Raw genomic sequence first — 17,799 nt, 5'->3', positions numbered from 1 at the left:
TCCGCGTACCTCCGCGTTTACCTCAGCGTCCCTCTGCGCTAAAAAATAAATATACCGTAAATTTAGTGATGTCTGAACAAGAGAGCAAGAGTTATTTTGTAGTTAGAAGACTGTAATAAAAAGTAAAAAAAGGAGTAAAACTTGGCTAAGTACAAAGTCACTGTGCGTATCACAGGTTGAGATTACGAAGAAATACAGGGCTTATTTGGTATAATTACAAGAAAAGGCACAATGGCAGAAATCACCGTGGAAGCCAGCGATCCACAAACAGCTAAATCTAACGTAAGCCAAATACTCGGTGTGCTCCGTAATCGGTTCCCTCTTTTAGGGGCTACAAAACTATAATTCAGTTTGTATATTAATTTAACGAAAATAAACCTGATATAAAAATTTCCGCAAAAATGTAAAGGCGCAGAGTAATTCTCAGCGCCTTTACATTTTTGCGTGAAATTTGATATTTAAAATCAGCCACTTTCGTAGTGACTGTCTTAAAAGCTAAACGCTCGCATTTTCTCGACAACTCGAATAATTTGGGTTTGTGAAATTATGCAATTCTCTACGAGATAGTAAAGCCGAAACAGATTAGATAATTTGGGTTTATGCTATAAATGAGCGTTCTTGGAGGCTTAGACAGAATGACCCTAGCAGATTTAATTCCCATAGCTCGCAAGCTTTCTCCATCAGAAAAACTCAAGCTAATTCGCATCCTTGCCGAAGATTTAGATACAGTCGAGGATATTTCTCCGTTGGAACCATTCAAAACCTACGATTTACCTACTCCTTATAATAGCTTTGGGGCTGGTGCAGTCCTCATGGATGCACTCCAACAAAAGGATTCCAGTGATTAAGCTGTATGCGCTTCAAGAACCTTTTTAAACAGCAGAGTAACGCGGAGATATTTAGAGGTTTCCGTTAATTTTGGCGTTAAATCCGTAGACTTGACGAGTACCAACAAGAGGAACGAGAGTAATTTCCTTTTCATCGCCTGGTTCAAAACGGACTGCGGTTCCAGCGGGGATATCAAGGCGCATTCCTCGCGCTTGTTCTTTGTCAAAGTTTAAGGCGGAGTTAACTTCAAAAAAGTGAAAATGTGAACCAACTTGTATAGGGCGATCGCCTGTATTTGATACTTGTAATTTTATAGTTTGACGACCAGCATTAAGTTCAATTTCTCCTGCTGGTGTGATAATTTCCCCTGGAATCATACTTTGCTCCTTTGCAAATTAACGAATCGGATTATGCACAGTCACCAACTTTGTACCATCAGGAAAAGTTGCTTCCACCTGCACTTCATGCACCATTTCCGGCACACCTTCCATGACATCATCTCGTGTTAACAAAGTAGTGCCATAACTCATTAATTCGGCCACAGTTTGCCCATCTCTTGCACCTTCTAAAATCGCAGCAGAAATATAGGCAATTGCTTCTGGATAATTCAATTTTAAACCTCTTTCCTTACGTCTTTCTGCCAATAAAGCAGCAGTAAAAATCAACAACTTATCTTTTTCCTGCGGCGTAAGTTGCATTTCTTTCTCCTCTGTGTTCTCCGCGCCTCTGCGGTTTAATCAAACCTGCCAAACTCTAGGTACACAGCTACCACGACTTAAAAACTTAACTCGTAGCATCTGCCAAACAGCCGTAAACCAGTTTCGCACTTCAGATGTGGAAGCACCGCGATATCTACATAAAAGTCCATGTTGTAGTAGCGTTACTCCCGCCTGTCCTGCACCATGCCATAAATTGCGGGCTTTTTCCACAATTTCTGAGTCAACTGCATTCCCAACCCAAACTAGACTACCTACTATTGGTTGTCCAGCCAAGCCGTGGGGACTGTGAAAAACTTCTTCACTACCGAGTAAATATTGCCGATCAATCCATAAGGGAACACCTTGCTGCCAAATTTCGGTGTGCGATCGCCATTCTCCTTGCAAAAACTTTTCTCCTCTAGCAGTGCGCCCTAATCGCGTAATTTCCCAGCCTAACCAATTAGCTGTGGTTGCTAATTCTACCCGTAAATCTTGCCGATAAATCGCACTGTTAAACAAAATTGTTTCTTGGGGTAACCACTCCAAACAAGCGCCAGCATCAACTTTTATATCAATGATTTGTCTAGCTTGCTGTCCACTGCTGCGGTAGATTTTACTAGCGGCTGCTGTAGTGATTAATGCTTGTGCGTGGGGTTGGAGGTGGAAATCCAGAGAAAGGCGATCGCCTCCCACGACTCCCCCAGCCGTATGTAAAATGACGCTGTGACAAACTTTTTCGCCTTCAGGATAAAACGGACGCTGTACTTTTAGTGGTGCTTGCTGGTGATTATAAATTAACTGGGTGGCATTTTGGCGATCGGCATACACTAAGTTAAGTTTGCCATGCCAACCTGTTGCTTGATGTGGGTTGCAAGTCATTGATAAAGTAAATGTTAAATTTTAGGTGCATGATATTTACTGAATGCACCCTGCGATCGCATTACTAGCAATTTATCATTATTTTTCCGGTAACTTTACTTATAGATAATTGCCTGATGCAAAGATGAGAATAGTTGCGTAAGATTTAAATAATTGCTTCAGCAAGATGTACACTGGTGCGATAAACCATGTACACAAAACCACGCTCATTGCAAAAGCGTTGATATAATTCTTGTAAATTATAAATAAGTTGTTCGTATACTAAACCTTCATTAGGTAAGTAAGAAACACTCTTGGCACGACCAATAATTCCAGTTAAATCTAACTCTTGTCGATAAATAAACGTATATTCTCGGACGTTAGCAAAAAGAGGATTTACTAATAGTGGTTCCACCGACTGCATCCGTGATTCTGCTGGATGGTTGTTAGATGCTTCACGTACCAAGCGGCTATATTCGGACGTTAAAGCATCTTCGTTATCACGGTTATTCCACACCACAGCCAACCTTCCTGATGGTTTTAAAATTCGGTGGAACTCCGATAAAGTTGGTTGTGGATTAAACCAGTGAAAAGCTTGAAAACAAGTTACTAAATCAACAGATTTTTCTGGTAAATTGGTAATTTCTGCTGTTCCATCACGAAACTCTACTAATGGATGAGGTTCACTAGCTTCTCTCATTGCTGCATTTGGTTCTATAGCAATTACATTAACTCCGCGTTCAGCTAATAATCGAGAAGAAATTCCTGTACCTGCGCCAATATCAGCGGCTACAATTTGTGAATTTGTATTTAAGCCTTTGAGGATAATATCAATTGCATCTGCTGGGTAACTTGGTCGATATTTTACATAATCCTCTGCTCTATCGGAAAATCGATTTAGTGGATTGAGGGTGTGAAGGGGAGTTATATCGGTGTTAGTTTCGCTCATGGGGTTTCTTAGAGAAAGTAGTATTTATTAATGGTTCATACAGAGAAGGAAAAAGTAGCGCGATCGCTTGTATTTAGAAAAGCGATACAATAGAAATTAAAGTGAATAATAAATAATAAAGCTTACGAAAATGGAAAGATTGCTGAATATCCACATTGAAAAATTACCAGAAGGCGTTTATTTAGCAACATCTGATGAACTTCAAGGTTTAGTCGCTCAAGGACGGACAGTTGCAGAAACATTAGAAATTGCTCGTGATGTAGCACATAAGTTGCTAGAGGGCAATTTAAAGATGAGGACTTCCTGAATTGCGCTTACTTGATACTTTACAACTTTACTCACCCATATTATGCTGTTCTAACCAAACTACCAAATCAGCAATTTCACAAAAATCAAGCAACTCTTCTCCCAACTCTTCTAACTGTTCAGCAGATAAATTCCGAACTTGCTCTAGTAATGATGCATCGATATCACCAAAACTTCGTTTAAGAGACGGTTAATTAATTTAAACGCTTCCTTTTAAAGAATATTTTGATAAATTACAGACTCTTTCAAATATCCTACCGTAATAATTGATGAATCAAATCTTTTCTTAACTGCAAATCTACGAACACTTCTACACAAACAGGAATATAAATTTAAAAATATTCTTATACTGCACCTTGACGAATCATTCCAAATCCATATACATATATATCTGCAACCTTATAGCGTTTCTGTTTTTCGCGCAATTCAATAATTCCAATTTCACTTAAAAAAGAAGCGAATTCTTCAAAATCTGCTATATCATGTGCTGATTCTTGCCATATAGTATGTAATTCTTCTTGATCTAAAAATGCTGATTTTTGATTTAGAGATTCAAAAAAATTAGCCAAATCAGGATATTCCTCTTTTATTTCATCACAGCGTTTTTCTGATGCTTTCTTCAACCCTATTTCTAAAGATTTACTTCGCAGTAATCGGTCAGTGGGTGGTTGAATTGATGATTTTCCTTTATAGCTTAATTCTTGCTCTTTTGCTCCTTCTAATAATATGCTTAAACTTCGAGGATAAGTAGTACCACTTGAGTCTGTTAATCTTTCATAAACCCATCTAGATACATATTTAGCTTTGTCCCCTGTTCTGCGACGACTTCCCCAAAGTAATTCTAATGCTTTATCAATAACTTCTTCACTAGCTTGATCAATACTTTCAACAGCAATAGGAGAGAATCTATCAACCAAATTCTTGAAATTTTTAGATTGTATTACTTGGCGCAGTGCTAATCGTAAAAAATCAACTCTAGTCCACTGTAAGAGAATATCGCGCCCATTGAAATGACTTCTGTTGTCAAAAATTAAACGATTCCATATATCTTCTCTCAAGAAAATTTTAAACCTAATTGCTGTTAATCTGTTAGCATCACAAGACTGAATTAATTGAAATAATCCAGTGAGTGCTTGCTGTCTTACTTCTCCTACTTTACGAAAGTCTTCATCTAAATCATCATAAAGAAACCACAGCTTCTGAGATTTATTTTTGGCTTCTTGATTAATTATATCTATGACATCTTTGACTATAAGTAGCAGATGAGAGTGAGTAGATAATTGTAGTAAAGCTTGGGTACATTCATACTGCCATCTTTCATTAGGCAACTTATTGATAATTTCTTTCAGTTCACTAAACTTGTCACCTTTAGGAAACTTAAATAAGTCTTCTTGATGACACCTCAGCAGTAAATAAGCTCTCCAAAAAGCTTCCCATGAACCATTATTTTGCTGCAAACTTTGATGGATTATTTGGAATTCATCACGAGAGGGGCGGCTTTCCTTAAAGCTACCATGTGCTGACAAAAATACAGTATTGTCCAACCGCCCATGAGCTAGTTTTTGAGCAACACTTTTGTGTTTAAGAAAAAGCGAATACAGAGCAGTTTTACCTGTTCCTTTTCGTCCTCTTATCAAACAGGTTGTATCATCTAAAAATTTTTCAAAATCAGTGGTACGCTGAAATAGTAGACTCAAATGTTGTGTATCGGCAGCATTTACTTCAGGAAATTGCAGGCTTTCAATAATTGACCAGCGTTTCTCTAAATTAGCTAAAATATTTCTGCGTTGGAGTTCATCAGTTTCTTCATCAATTAAGTTGGCAATTTTATTATAGTAATCTAGTAAAGCTGGCACAGGATAGTTGTCAGCTAAAGCAATTGGCGGTAGGTAAGGAACTACTAAAGGTTCTTCTATTTCTGATTGATAATTATCTAGGTACTCCTCATCGTCACTTTCATTGGGTACTATTTTTATCGTTTCAAGCAAAGATTTACAAACTTTTTTTACTTTAGATAAACCAATTTTAGTAACATCAGGCACAGGAGAAAAAACAAAATTAATTGATAATTTTTTTATTCCTTGAAGTGATTGTAGTATCAGTTCTACTCCCTGTTTATTTTGTTCGTTAGGAAAAAGAAATACAATTGCTTCATCAGCTGCTTGAATTAATGATAAAGCTCCCCATTGATTGATTCCAGTTCTCGAATCAATTAAGATAATATCGGGTTTTAATTGTTCGTAAATTTCACGTTTAAAAACAGACCAAAGGCTTTGATCTCCATCAATAACAGTAGTAGCATGGAGATCGTCAACCTTGGAAACATAATCAAGATTAAGAGAACCAGCGGGAACAACAAATAATCTTCCTGTGGCGTTAGATATTCTCACTTCACCAAATATTTCAGCAATTGAAATACTTGGCTCTACTGCTTCTGGTAAGTAGGAACGCTCATAAAAATAGTCAACAATTCCATATTTGGGTTGGGGCTTGAGGTTGAATGCTGTACTCAACCCAGGTGCTTCTAAATCTAAATCAACAGCCACAACTTTACGTCCCCGCATTGCCAAAATCCAAGCAACATGAGTTAATGCAGTAGTCCGACCTACTCCTCCTTTAAAGGAATAAAAGGTCACTGTTCTGGGTAACCTGAGTTCACGCTGGGGTACTAGAAGTTGATTTTGCGGATTTGCTGCTTGAATTGCTAAATCTTGCCAAGTTTGTACTGAAGCTGTATTAAAAACCTGCGGTGCTGAAAGATTTAGTGAATCTGCTTCTTGAGGCGTATATAAGGAAATAAACCCAGGAGATAAATGAGGAACTTGTGATTTAAATAAGTTATAAATTTGTTCTTTGCGTTGAGAAATAGATAAATTAATAAAGCGATCGCTTACAATAGTCAAATTCAATAAACCTGATGTAGAAATATTTAAATCAACCCATTCTTGTGAATTATGCACATACTGGTTTGTAATTTCCTGCTTTAGCAAAAGCTGCCAATTTTCTTGCATTTGACCACCTCTTTAAAGTTGAGTAGTTTGCTTCTGTAACCACCCTTTAAGACTCCGATAGGCTTTTAACCAGCGTTTGTAACTTTCATCATCAGGCTCAAGGCCAGAATAACGCATATCTATAAAATTATGGCTATTTGGATTTTCCACTTCGTCAAGCCACTTTCGCACTTCAGGAAAATTAGCAATTCTAGATTTAAGTCGATTGTGCCGGTTTAATGCTTCTATGTAACTATGTCCCGGATTAGTAATAGTATGCCCAGGATTAGTAGAATCTGTCTTCCATTCCTGAGTTGCACCCTTTGGTAAGGTAGCAAAAATCATTGCTTTTAATAAACACTCAATGGCTACGCCTCCCAAGTGCATAGCTGCTACTTTCCTTCCAGATTGACATAGTATTTCAGTATCAAGGTGACGGTGCATAAAGGCGGCTTGGTAATCTTCCATACTTAGCAAACTTAGAGTTCAAATTTGATCGGTATATTATTAAGTGGCAATTCCCTTAACATTATTAATTCGTTATTTTCTCGTTTGAAAGACCTGAATCTTGACACAAAAAAACAGCCACCTCCACCAGGAAGCGGCTGTTTTCACAAATAGGGGATTAGATAATCTTAGTAATCGAAGTCGCCGCCACCCATGCCAGCACCACCAGCAGGAGCAGCATCTTTAGGTTCAGGCTTGTCAACAACGATACATTCGGTTGTCAACACCATACCAGCGATGGAAGCAGCGTTTTGTAGAGCAGAACGAGTCACTTTGGCAGGGTCAACAATACCAGCAGCAAACAAGTCAACAAACTCGTTGGTTGCAGCGTTGTAGCCAACGTTGAATTCTTTCTCTTTGACACGTTCAGCAATCACAGCACCGTTTTGACCTGCGTTTTCAGCAATTCTCTTCAGAGGTGCTGGTAAAGCACGAGCGACAATCAACGCACCAATCAACTCTTCACCGGAAAGGCTGCTGTTTGCCCACTCTTCCAATTGAGGAGCGAGGTGAGCCAGAGTTGTACCACCACCGGGAACGATACCTTCTTCCACAGCAGCTTTGGTAGCGTTAATAGCGTCTTCTAGGCGCAGCTTCTTGTCCTTCATTTCGGTTTCGGTGGCTGCACCGACTTTCACAACTGCTACACCACCAGCCAACTTAGCGAGGCGTTCTTGCAGCTTCTCTTTGTCGTAGGAAGATTCAGTTTCGTCAATCTGACGACGGATTTGTTCGATCCGAGCCTTAACTGCAACTTCGTTACCTTCGGCAACAATTGTGGTGTTGTCTTTGGTAATGGTGATGCGGCGAGCTTTACCTAAGCTATCGAGCTTGGTGTTGTCGAGCTTCAGACCAGCATCTTCAGTGATTAACTGACCACCAGTGAGGATAGCGATATCTTCTAGCATAGCTTTGCGGCGATCGCCAAAGCCAGGAGCCTTAACAGCAGCCACATTCAGCACACCGCGCAGGCGGTTGACTACCAGAGTTGCCAAAGCTTCTTTTTCAATATCTTCGGCAATAATCACCAGAGGACGACCAGCACGAGCTACTTGCTCAAGCACGGGCACAAGGTCTTGTACCAAAGCGATTTTCTTATCGGTCAACAGAAGGAAAGGCTCGTCGAAGACGGCTTCCATCCGTTCAGCGTCGGTAGCGAAGTAAGGGGAGATATAGCCTTTGTCAAAGCGCATACCTTCGGTGATTTCCAATTCGGTGGTCATAGATTTCCCTTCTTCTAGGGAAATTACGCCTTCCTTACCCACCTTGTCCATTGCTTGGGCAATCATCTGACCGACTTCTTCGTCGTTACCAGCTGAGATGGAACCAACTTGGGCAATAGCTTTGGAATCTTCTACGGGACGAGCGTGTTGGGCAATCTTATCAACTAGGAAGCTGGCGGCTTTATCAATACCACGCTTCAATAAAATTGCATTTGCACCAGCTGCAACGTTCCGCAAGCCTTCTTTTACAATCGCATGAGCCAAAACGGTGGCAGTGGTTGTACCATCGCCCGCAGCGTCGTTGGTTTTAGAAGCAGCTTGGCGAATCAAAGCTACGCCAGTATTTTCAACGTGATCTTCTAATTCGATTTCTTTGGCAATGGTGACGCCATCATTGACGATTTGCGGTGCGCCAAATTTCTTTTCTAGCACTACGTTACGGCCTTTGGGGCCAAGGGTAACTGCCACAGCTTCAGCTAGGATGTCCATGCCTCGCTCTAGGGCGCGACGGGCGTTCTCGTTATAGATAATGCGCTTTGCCATAGTTCCTGAATAGGTTTGAGTTTTAAGTTTTGAATTACTTTTGAATTTTGAGGTTTCAGCGCTGAGTTAGGGAAGAGTTTTCGACTCACAACTCATCACTCACAACTCATTACTCTATGCAACGACTGCTAAAATATCTTTTTCAGAAAGCAGGACGTATTCTTCTGTGCCGAGCTTGACATCAGTGCCAGCGTACTTGGAGTACAGCACCTTGTCTCCGACCTTAAGTTCTGGTTCCTGACGAGAACCGTCATCGTTACGCTTGCCAGGGCCAAGGGCTACTACTTCCCCTACCTGAGGCTTTTCCTTGGCGGTGTCGGGCAAATACAGACCACCTGCGGTCTTTTCTTCTGAGGCGCTCACTTTCACGAAAACGCGATCGCCTAGAGGTTTAACTGTAGAAACGCTTAAAGATACAGCTGCCATATATTTCTTCTCCAGAGTTAGCACTCTCAACTCCTGAGTGCTAATTTACCGAAGAGCGGCATGTAATGGCAACAATTGTTGGTGTACGGGTTCCCGAACTAGATTGGAAGGGGACAAGGTGACAGGGGGATTGGGGAGAATAGCATTTACTAACGCCTATTGCCCATTTTCAACCGTTATTGGTGTACGTCGTTTAAGTAGATATTTAAGTATAAATACTTATTTATGTCTTATTTTCGGATTCTGTTCCGTAAGGTACGAATATTTTTATATGGAGAACTTTATTTGCAAAGCGGGGAAATTGTTATAGAACTGTAATCAGGGAGGCGCTCGATGAGTAACAATACAGTGATCCAGTCCAGCCGTCAAATCCCCAAAACCACTAAATCTCTAGACAAAAAAGCCCTGCATAATTATGTAGAAACTATAGGAATTGCAAAAATTCACCGACACATTTTTATTTGTGCTGACCAGACAGTTGCTAACTGCTGCTCAAAACAAGCTAGTCTGGAATCCTGGGAATACTTAAAAAAGCGTCTTCAAGAGCCAAAACTCGGCCAGCCGCAAAATAGTCATCCCATTTGCATCCTTAGAACTAAAGCTAATTGCTTGCGAGTTTCTTGTTCTAGACCGATAATGGTGGCTTACCCGGATGGTGTCTGGTATCGTCAAGCAAACCCAGAAGTTATTGAGCGGATCTCAAAGAACACTTAATAGGCATAATGGTGGTTGAAGAATATGCATTTTTAACCCATCCTTTGCCAGAAACTTCTTTGATTGCTTGTGAACATCTGATCGAGGCTTAACATCCGTAAGATATCGTAATAAGTAGTAAACGCTCTGAAGCGGGGTTGGTTTTGAGCTAGGGTCATCTTAAGCCAATACTTAACTTGTGAATCGGAAGGATTATTATTTAATCAGCGTTTTTTTCACCCGCCGCTTTCAAAGCGATATATAATAACGCATTATAATTACTACTGCTCTACGTATCCTTACTGGACTATTGCCAATGAATTGGCAGTCTCCCAAAGGTGATAACTACCTATGAGACTTGCAACAAGCAAAGGCAAGTTAAGTGGGAAAGTAAAGACATCTCAAATAATCCACCATAGAGGATAACTATACAAGACCTTGATGGACCGAAGCGCGACAAGTGCCACTGCTATGAAAGAGCCCAGCATGAAAGATCACAAACGACTTCTACTGATTGATGATGACCCTAACCTCATCTTGCTGGTGAAGGATTACTTGGAATTCCGGGGATATGAAGTCATCACCGCCGAAAATGGACGAGAAGCTCTGGAAATTTTAGAGCAAGATGTTCCAGACATGATCATATGCGATGTGATGATGCCGGAAATGGACGGATATACCTTTGTAGAACAAGTCCGGCAAAATGAACGCACCAGCTGGATTCCTGTTCTTTTCCTTTCGGCTAAGGGACAAAGTGCAGACCGAGTTAAGGGTCTCAATAAAGGTGCTGACGTCTATATGGTCAAGCCTTTTGAACCAGAAGAACTCGTAGCGCAAGTAGAATCTTCGCTGAAGCAAACTATCCGTTGGAAAGAACACCAAGCAAAAGGAGGGGAAAACGGTTCTCGTATCCAGGTTCCCTTCGATGTGCAATTAACCCCAACCGAACTGAAAGTAGTACAGTTTGTAGCTAGGGGTTTAGCTAACCGGGAAATTGCCGAAGAATTGAATGTCAGTCAGCGCACTGTGGAAAGCCATGTGTCCAATATGTTGGGCAAAACCAATCTCCACAACCGTACTGAACTAGCACGGTGGGCGATTGAAAATCAAATGGCTTAAATAGCTATCAGCGTTCAGCTGTCAGCTTTTAACTGTTTAATTGACTGCTGATAGCTGATAGTTGAGTTATTAGCCATTCACTTTAAGGATGAATTGGTGAAAATCTTCTTAATCCCATCATAAAATCCTTACCTTCATTTGCGAAGCCAATAAATTATGAATTGTGAACTAAAGATTGAATTTCATAATTCATATCTCAGGATTCATAACTTGTAATAGAGTCTTGGCTCCCGTATTTTTGCAAATCAGCTGTTTTGCGGACTCCTCCGTTTCACCCGCCACTGCCGGGATAAATTTGGTGATTTTGCTTGTGAGCTATCATTGCTCTTCTATGCTTACAAGTAGGTGATTCTCTCCAAAAAATGGCTTCTGATGTTGTAAAAGCAGACAAGACCTCGAACTTGGGACATCAGCGTTAGCTTCATACTCTGCCTTAAAGTTGACGCTGATCAGTCCTAGCAATGCGTTCTTACTCGACCTTGCGCCAATCTCAGCATTCCTTACTTAGATTAGCATTGAGAGTGCCTTATTATCATCAGTACATCGCTTAGTTTATACCTAATCAGGGTAAGCATCTCCTCATCAAATTGCACCATGAAATTTAGCAAGCGAGTGTTTCTTTCATACTTAACAAAGACAGTATCGCCCTCGTAGGTTATGTTAATTAACTAATGCTATGGGGATTTCTATGGCAAATTCTGTCCCGTATTCAGACCGGGATGTTAAGTGGATATTGCCATGATGGTTCTCAATAATTTGATAGCTAATTGCTAAACCTAACCCTGTTCCTTTATTTACAGGTTTAGTTGTAAAAAAAGGATCAAATATTTTGCTTTGTATTTCTAAATCAATTCCAGGGCCATTATCTTTAATTGTGACTCTGACTTTGTTGGAATTAATTGTTTCAGTTTGAATCACAATTTGCTTTTGTGTTTGTGATTTTTGCTCTAGTAAAGCATCAATGGCATTACTAAGAATATTCATGAATACTTGGTTTAGTTGTGCTGGATAGCATTCAACTAATGGTAATTCGCCATAGTTTTTAATAATTTCAATACCCTGTTTAAGTCGATGGCTCAAAATTAATAAAGTACTGTCAATACCATCATGAATACTCACTGCTTTCTTTTCGGCTTGGTCAAGTCGTGAGAAGTTTCGCAATGACAACAGAATTTCACGGATACGATCCGTACCTATTTTCATTGAGGAAAGTATTTTTGGCAAATCCTCAATAATAAAATCCAGATTAATGTCTGTAATTTTTTCTTGAATTCCAGAAGTAGCATTTGGATATTCTTGTTGATATAGTTCAATTAAATTTAATAGACATTCAATATAACTACTAAGAGGATTAAAATTGCCTTGAATAAAGCTAATAGGGTTATTAATTTCGTGAGCTAAACCTGCAACCATCCGACCCAAACTTGACATTTTTTCGGTTTGAATTAGTTGGACTTGGGTTTTTTGTAATTGCTGTAAGGTGTTCTCTAACTGCTGTGCTTGCTGTTGAGCTTTGATAGTTGTATTAGTCAGCGTTTTGAGGTTATTGTATGCTCTGGAGTGGTAACGGATGCGAGCAATTAGCTCTACTGCATCAGGTAGTTTTATCAGGTAGTCATTTGCACCTTCAGTAAAGGCATCTGCTTTCAGTTTTGGCTCTTCTTTACTCGATAGCATGACAATAGGAATATCACGAGTTACTGGATGAGATCTAAACCACCGCAGTAGCATCAATCCATCTATTTCAGGCATTACCATATCTAGAAGAATAACCGTTGGCTCAATCGAAATAGCCTTTTGGATTGCTTGAGTTGGGTCGCTGACATAGTGGACAGAAATATCTGTTTCAGGAGCGAGAATTCGATGGACTGCTTCACCAATAATTATTTGATCGTCAATTAGCAGCAAGGTAACAGCGTCTGTATGGAGATTAATCCCAAATTTACTGGCAGCAGGATTTTTTAACTGGTTTAAATTAGGTAAGAAAGGTTGAATCTCTTTGACTATTTGTGCAATTGATTCGGTTTGCAACATCATATGCTTTCCACCACAATATTGATTATTAAAATATACAAAATCTACAAAGTCTACAAAAACTTTATTGAATATGTCGATTTTATCCTAAGCAATATTAGTAAATATATTTTGTATTAATTCGTAAAATTAAAGTAAGTATACTTATAAAATTTCTTATTTTAAATAAAATAAAATTAGGTAATTACAAGCATTCGATTTAGGAAAATATTTTTAAATAAAAATTAACTTCATGTACTGGATTAAGTGTTAAGCCATACATTTGGCTAGTAATTATTTAGAGATAAATAACAGTTAAACTTCACTGCTACCTAATCTTTTTCTGAATACAAAATAGGTTAACCGTAAGGCCAGATATAAAGTTTTTTCCGGTCGAGTTATTATAGCAGTGCTTATTTGAGTGAATTGCGATTTTGAAGAGATACGATCGCATCTATAGCAACTCAACAATTAAAGTAAATTGCAATATCACTGAATGGTTGACAGCTTTTTGATGCAGGCTAATGCGATCGCCTCAACTGGTAAAATCTCTACCGCAGCTTTGAGTTCAGCAGCCACTTTGGGCATACCATAGACAATGCAAGTTTTGGAGTCTTGGGCAATGGTGTGCCAACCTTCTTCCCGCAATAATTTTAAACCTTGAGCGCCATCACGACCCATACCTGTAAGCAGCACCCCAATTCCTTTTCCCATCCAATGATTAGCTACACTTTTAAAGAAAACATCGACAGATGGATGATAAGAACAATTTAGGGGTTCTCGTTCATAGCCAAGGGTGCGATCGCTACGCATTACCAGATGCTCATTTGTGCCAGCAATCAGAATTTTCCCAGGCTGTGGTAAAGCGCCAGGAGTAGCTAGCTGCACTGATAATGGAATTTGTTCATCCAACCAAGAGGCAAACCCTTGGGCAAACTGGGCATCTATATGCTGCACAATGACCACAGCTGCATTAAAATCACTGGGGAATTGAGAAAGAATAGTTGCTAATGCTTGTGGCCCTCCAGTAGAAGCCCCAATCGCAATCAGCGGTGAGAGTGGTTTTTGGTAGCGGTCAGGTTGGCGTGGTGTGCTGAGTTGCGATCGCTGTTGTGAAGGTTTCCCAATCAGTCTGGCAATAATGGCAATTTTATTAAGTAGCCCAGTGTTACCTTCTGCCTGTTGACCATAACCTAAAGCTGGCGTGTTAATAGCATCTAAAGCACCATAACCCATCGCTTCAAAAACTTTGGCTGCGTAACGACTCACGCTTGCAGTGACCATGAGAATTGCACAGGGAGATTGATTCATGATCCGCCGTGTAGCTTCTACTCCATCCATGCTAGGCATCAATACATCCATCAAAATCAAATCAGGAGTATCTGCTAAACACTTGGTTACAGCTTCCACACCATCGTAAGCAACCCATGCCAGTTTGTAATCTGGCACTTTTGCCACAACTCGTCGCAGCGCCTCTACTGCCATGACTGTATCGTTAACAATGGCAATTCTCACTGCTTAAGCTTCTCCAATCAAATCAATAACAGCTTTTAACAAGGTGCGATCGTGAAAACTACTCTTGGTGAGATAGTAATCTGCTCCGACTTCTAAGCCTTGCAGTCGGTCTTCTTCTCGGTCTTTATAAGAAACGATAATCACAGGTTTATGTTTCAATTTCGCATGAGTTTTGATTTGACTAGTCAGTTCAAAGCCATTCATGCGGGGCATATCAATATCTGTAATTACCAAATCGTAGTCACTACTGCGGATTGCATTCCACCCATCCATGCCATTAACTGCTACTTCAACTTTGTAACCGTTATTTTCCAGAAGTTTGCGTTCCATTTCTCTAACGGTTATCGAATCATCAACGACTAAAACGCGTTTGTAGTTTTTAGTAACAGCTTGATGCTTAGACTGATTTACCTGGCTAAGTTGCCCACTAGAGAGTACTTTAGCAATAGAACGTACTAAATCTTCAACATCGACAATCAACACCGTGGAACCATCATCCATCAAAGCCGCAGCGCTGATATTAGGGACTTTGCCTAAACGGGGATCTAGGGGCCTGACAACTAAACTGCATTCAGTGAGAAATTTATCTACAACTAAACCGTAACGGCTGAGGCGATCGCTAATGACGATCACACTCAGAAATTCTGGATTTACAGCACCCGTTGGTAAATCAAACACTTGATGTGCGGATATCAACCCAACTGGCTGATCGTTGAGCATAAAAAATGGCTGATTTTCCGAGACAGCAATTTCTGATTTGGGCAGCATCACCAACTGATCAATCCGCGCCAGCGCAAATGCATAAGGTTCCCCTGAGATTTCGACCAGTAGAGTCCGAATAACAGATAGAGTTAATGGTAATTGCAAGTAAAAAGTCATACCTTTCCCTGGACGGGAAACTGCTCGCAGAGTACCGCCAACTTCTCTGATTGTGCTGTGTGCTACATCTAGCCCCACGCCCCGACCAGAAATCTCAGTTACAGACTGTGCTGTTGAAAAACCGGGTAAAAACAGAAACTCCATCAACTCTGCTTCGGTGAGCTGTGCAGCCATTTCCGCATTGGTTAATTTTTTTCTGACAACCTCCTGACGCAGAAACTCTAATCCGATTCCCTGACCATCATCTGCAACAGTCATTGACAACATGCCGGCACGATGTATGACTTCAATGCGGATAGTTCCTTCTTCTGGTTTTCCGGCTGCCAAACGCTCTTGGGGCGATTCGATACCATGATCGATAGCATTTCGTAAAATATGGGTAAGAGGCGCTTCTAAACGTTCGAGAATGTCCCGATCTACTAAGGTAGACTTGCCAATAATTTCTAGCTTGACTCGTTTACCTAATTGTCTGCCCAAATCTCGCACCATGCGCGGAAAGCCTTGCCCGCCATCAGCAAATGGGCACATATGAGTGGCGATGACTTGCCGATAAAGACGATCTGCAAGGTTAGTGGAGCGTTGGCAAAACAGTTCTAGTTCATTATGGCGATCGCTCAATAGTCGGCGGCATTCGGTAGCTGTTTGACGTGCAATGCCCAACTGCTCTTCAATTTGCCGAGCTAAATGATGGTCTCCTAATAATTCATGTAACTTATCTAATAAGCTCGATAAGTTGTTTTGGCTGGCTTTTACTTTGAGTAAAGAGTCAGAAAATGTCTCTAACCATTTGGTTTCAACTAGTGACTCTCCTGCAAGCCCCATCAAGCGATTAAGATTTTCTGCACTCACCCGCACAGCTCGGTTTTGGATAATATCTGCTTTTTCGGAAGATTGCAAGACCTGAAGCGGGGTTGTGACAGTTTCTGAAGTTGGGGAGGGTGGCTGAGGTAGCGGGGGAGAAATGAACATTTGTCCGGGATCGCTCTTTCCCCAAGCTCCTAAATGTTCCTCTAGTTTCGGTGCGGTGGTTGGCTCCGTGATCAAGGTAGTTGCCACTTCAGCGGTTGCAATATTGCTGGATATGGCAGGAGTATTTTCGGGTTTTAGGAGATTGGCGATCGCACTCACCAGTGATTGTATGCTTCTATCTTCAGGTAAATGCGGTTCTGGATTGCCATCACAAGCTTTAGCTATATGCACAAGCATATCTACCCCTTGCAGCAAGACATCAATGTGAGCCGCGCTTAAGGTAATTATTCCCTCTTGAGCAGCAACAAAGCAATCTTCCATCACATGGGCAAGAGTAACCGCTGCATCGAGTTGGACAATTCTTGCTGCTCCTTTTATGGAGTGAGCCGCCCGCATCAAGGCTGCTAGTTCTTCTTTTGGCTGGGGTTTGGTTTCTAGGGCCAATAGGCAATCGTTCAATACGACAACCTGGGCTTTAACTTCCATGCTGAATAAATCTAGCAAGGAAAGATTGCTGAAATCTTGTTCTCTTGTCATTGCAACACCTTCTTACTGAGGGTGGTGAATAATAATTCATCATCCAGATAGCTCAGGCTGCGCGATCGCCAGTGGAAAAATCCTTTGGCGTAGGTTTGAGTTGCTGGTGTGAAGTTGTTCGGCGAATCTCGTAATTCATCCCGATGAAATCGGTGTACCCCGTAGAGTTCATCGACAGCAAAAACCCAAGTGCAGCCTGCTTTTTCCACCACTACTATGCGTGAATAAACCATCGGGCTTAGTGGTTGAGGTGGGGTATCAGTTGCTTCCAAATTCAGCAGGTTGCTCAATGAAATACACAATTGCAGCTCACCTCGGATATTCATCAATCCCCGAAGAATTTGGTTACTGCGATGGGGTAGGGTATGAATTGGGCTAGGTGAGGTTGTTTCTTTGAAGACTTGAGCAGAAAGTGCTAGCCATTCTCGTTGTAATCGAAAGATCACGACTGCCAGAGTTTCTGTGGCTGGTAAAACGTAAGACTGTACATGGGAATGTTCAGGAGACATGAGTAACTTACTCTCGGCTCCTGCTCTTTTCTGGGCGAGTAACTCTGTCCACTCATGTCGATAATTTTCCGGTATGGTGCGCTCTAGTAAATGGCGTCCAGCCGTCGAGTAAACAGGGCAGTTACGGCAGTGGGTGAAAGTGGATAATTCCGCGCAAGAGCGATCGCCTCCAATACCTATAGCATTCCAACAAGACTCATTATTTGATGGGATGGTGTAACTATTCATAGTTGCAGG

General features: G+C 40.9%; 17 protein-coding genes. 4 read left to right on the top strand and 13 right to left on the bottom strand.

All coding sequences use genetic code 11. From position 1 onward, the window contains the following. The first annotated feature begins 635 nt into the window (after positions 1-635). Positions 636-848 carry a hypothetical protein gene (locus tag AC5JL8_RS02420; RefSeq protein WP_495878177.1) on the top strand — a complete coding sequence of 71 codons (213 nt, stop codon included), beginning with the start codon at positions 636-638 and terminating at the stop codon, positions 846-848. A gap of 51 nt (positions 849-899) precedes the next feature. Here the strand turns inward: AC5JL8_RS02420 and AC5JL8_RS02415 are convergent, their stop codons facing one another. The 4 genes from AC5JL8_RS02415 to AC5JL8_RS02400 all read right to left on the bottom strand — a co-directional run bounded on the left by AC5JL8_RS02415 (position 900) and on the right by AC5JL8_RS02400 (position 3,333). Beyond that, complete coding sequence (locus tag AC5JL8_RS02415; RefSeq protein ID WP_495878176.1) at positions 900-1,205, bottom strand: urease subunit beta; 306 nt, start codon at positions 1,203-1,205, stop codon at positions 900-902. Positions 1,206-1,223: 18 nt separating this feature from the next. Further along, positions 1,224-1,526, bottom strand: coding sequence for an urease subunit gamma (ureA, locus tag AC5JL8_RS02410; protein ID WP_495878175.1), 303 nt, complete (start codon positions 1,524-1,526; stop codon positions 1,224-1,226). A gap of 39 nt (positions 1,527-1,565) precedes the next feature. Beyond that, positions 1,566-2,405, bottom strand: a complete 840-nt coding sequence (locus tag AC5JL8_RS02405; protein ID WP_495878174.1) for an urease accessory protein UreD — start codon at positions 2,403-2,405, stop codon at positions 1,566-1,568. Between the two features lie 145 nt (positions 2,406-2,550). Then, entirely contained in the window at positions 2,551-3,333 is a 783-nt protein-coding gene (locus AC5JL8_RS02400; protein ID WP_495878173.1) for a class I SAM-dependent methyltransferase, read from the bottom strand. Between the two features lie 130 nt (positions 3,334-3,463). Between AC5JL8_RS02400 and AC5JL8_RS02395 the strand changes: the two genes are divergently transcribed. After that, the gene (locus tag AC5JL8_RS02395) at positions 3,464-3,640 is read left to right on the top strand and encodes a type II toxin-antitoxin system HicB family antitoxin (protein ID WP_495878172.1); all 177 of its coding nucleotides are present in this window, start codon (positions 3,464-3,466) and stop codon (positions 3,638-3,640) included. Between the two features lie 27 nt (positions 3,641-3,667). Here the strand turns inward: AC5JL8_RS02395 and AC5JL8_RS02390 are convergent, their stop codons facing one another. The 5 genes from AC5JL8_RS02390 to groES form a co-directional block, all read right to left on the bottom strand. After that, positions 3,668-3,802, bottom strand: a complete 135-nt coding sequence (locus AC5JL8_RS02390) for a DUF4351 domain-containing protein (protein ID WP_495878223.1) — start codon at positions 3,800-3,802, stop codon at positions 3,668-3,670. A gap of 181 nt (positions 3,803-3,983) precedes the next feature. Then, positions 3,984-6,650: a ParA family protein gene (locus AC5JL8_RS02385; protein ID WP_495878171.1), complete on the bottom strand. Its 2,667-nt coding sequence runs from the start codon at positions 6,648-6,650 to the stop codon at positions 3,984-3,986. Positions 6,651-6,662: 12 nt separating this feature from the next. Further along, on the bottom strand, positions 6,663-7,097 hold the full coding sequence (locus AC5JL8_RS02380; protein WP_495878170.1) for a hypothetical protein: 435 nt from the start codon (positions 7,095-7,097) through the stop codon (positions 6,663-6,665). Positions 7,098-7,264: 167 nt separating this feature from the next. Beyond that, a complete protein-coding gene (gene groL, locus AC5JL8_RS02375; RefSeq protein ID WP_495878169.1) occupies positions 7,265-8,902 on the bottom strand; it encodes a chaperonin GroEL in 1,638 nt (545 codons plus the stop codon). 114 nt (positions 8,903-9,016) lie between these two features. Further along, positions 9,017-9,328 (bottom strand): co-chaperone GroES, encoded by a 312-nt coding sequence (groES, locus tag AC5JL8_RS02370; RefSeq protein WP_495878168.1) that lies wholly within the window; start codon positions 9,326-9,328, stop codon positions 9,017-9,019. 333 nt (positions 9,329-9,661) lie between these two features. On the opposite strand from groES, the gene AC5JL8_RS02365 reads away from it, so the two are divergent. Then, positions 9,662-10,042, top strand: a complete 381-nt coding sequence (locus AC5JL8_RS02365) for a (2Fe-2S) ferredoxin domain-containing protein (RefSeq protein ID WP_495878167.1) — start codon at positions 9,662-9,664, stop codon at positions 10,040-10,042. Between the two features lie 420 nt (positions 10,043-10,462). Beyond that, positions 10,463-11,140, top strand: coding sequence for a response regulator transcription factor (locus tag AC5JL8_RS02360; RefSeq protein WP_012407592.1), 678 nt, complete (start codon positions 10,463-10,465; stop codon positions 11,138-11,140). A 660-nt stretch (positions 11,141-11,800) separates the two neighbouring features. On the opposite strand, the gene AC5JL8_RS02355 is transcribed toward AC5JL8_RS02360, so the two are convergent. The 4 genes from AC5JL8_RS02355 to AC5JL8_RS02340 all read right to left on the bottom strand — a co-directional run bounded on the left by AC5JL8_RS02355 (position 11,801) and on the right by AC5JL8_RS02340 (position 17,790). Then, positions 11,801-13,177, bottom strand: coding sequence for an ATP-binding protein (locus tag AC5JL8_RS02355; RefSeq protein WP_495878166.1), 1,377 nt, complete (start codon positions 13,175-13,177; stop codon positions 11,801-11,803). Between the two features lie 465 nt (positions 13,178-13,642). Beyond that, complete coding sequence (locus tag AC5JL8_RS02350; protein WP_495878165.1) at positions 13,643-14,668, bottom strand: chemotaxis response regulator protein-glutamate methylesterase; 1,026 nt, start codon at positions 14,666-14,668, stop codon at positions 13,643-13,645. A gap of 3 nt (positions 14,669-14,671) precedes the next feature. Further along, positions 14,672-17,053 carry a response regulator gene (locus tag AC5JL8_RS02345; protein WP_495878164.1) on the bottom strand — a complete coding sequence of 794 codons (2,382 nt, stop codon included), beginning with the start codon at positions 17,051-17,053 and terminating at the stop codon, positions 14,672-14,674. Continuing rightward, positions 17,050-17,790, bottom strand: coding sequence for a chemotaxis protein CheW (locus AC5JL8_RS02340; RefSeq protein WP_495878163.1), 741 nt, complete (start codon positions 17,788-17,790; stop codon positions 17,050-17,052). Before AC5JL8_RS02340 ends, AC5JL8_RS02345 begins: the two co-directional genes overlap by 4 nt. Positions 17,791-17,799 lie beyond the last annotated feature (9 nt).

It is taken from the genome of Mojavia sp. (genome assembly GCF_059505145.1).
Note: the sequence above shows the minus strand (reverse complement) of the source record. Positions and strands in the feature narration are given on the sequence as shown.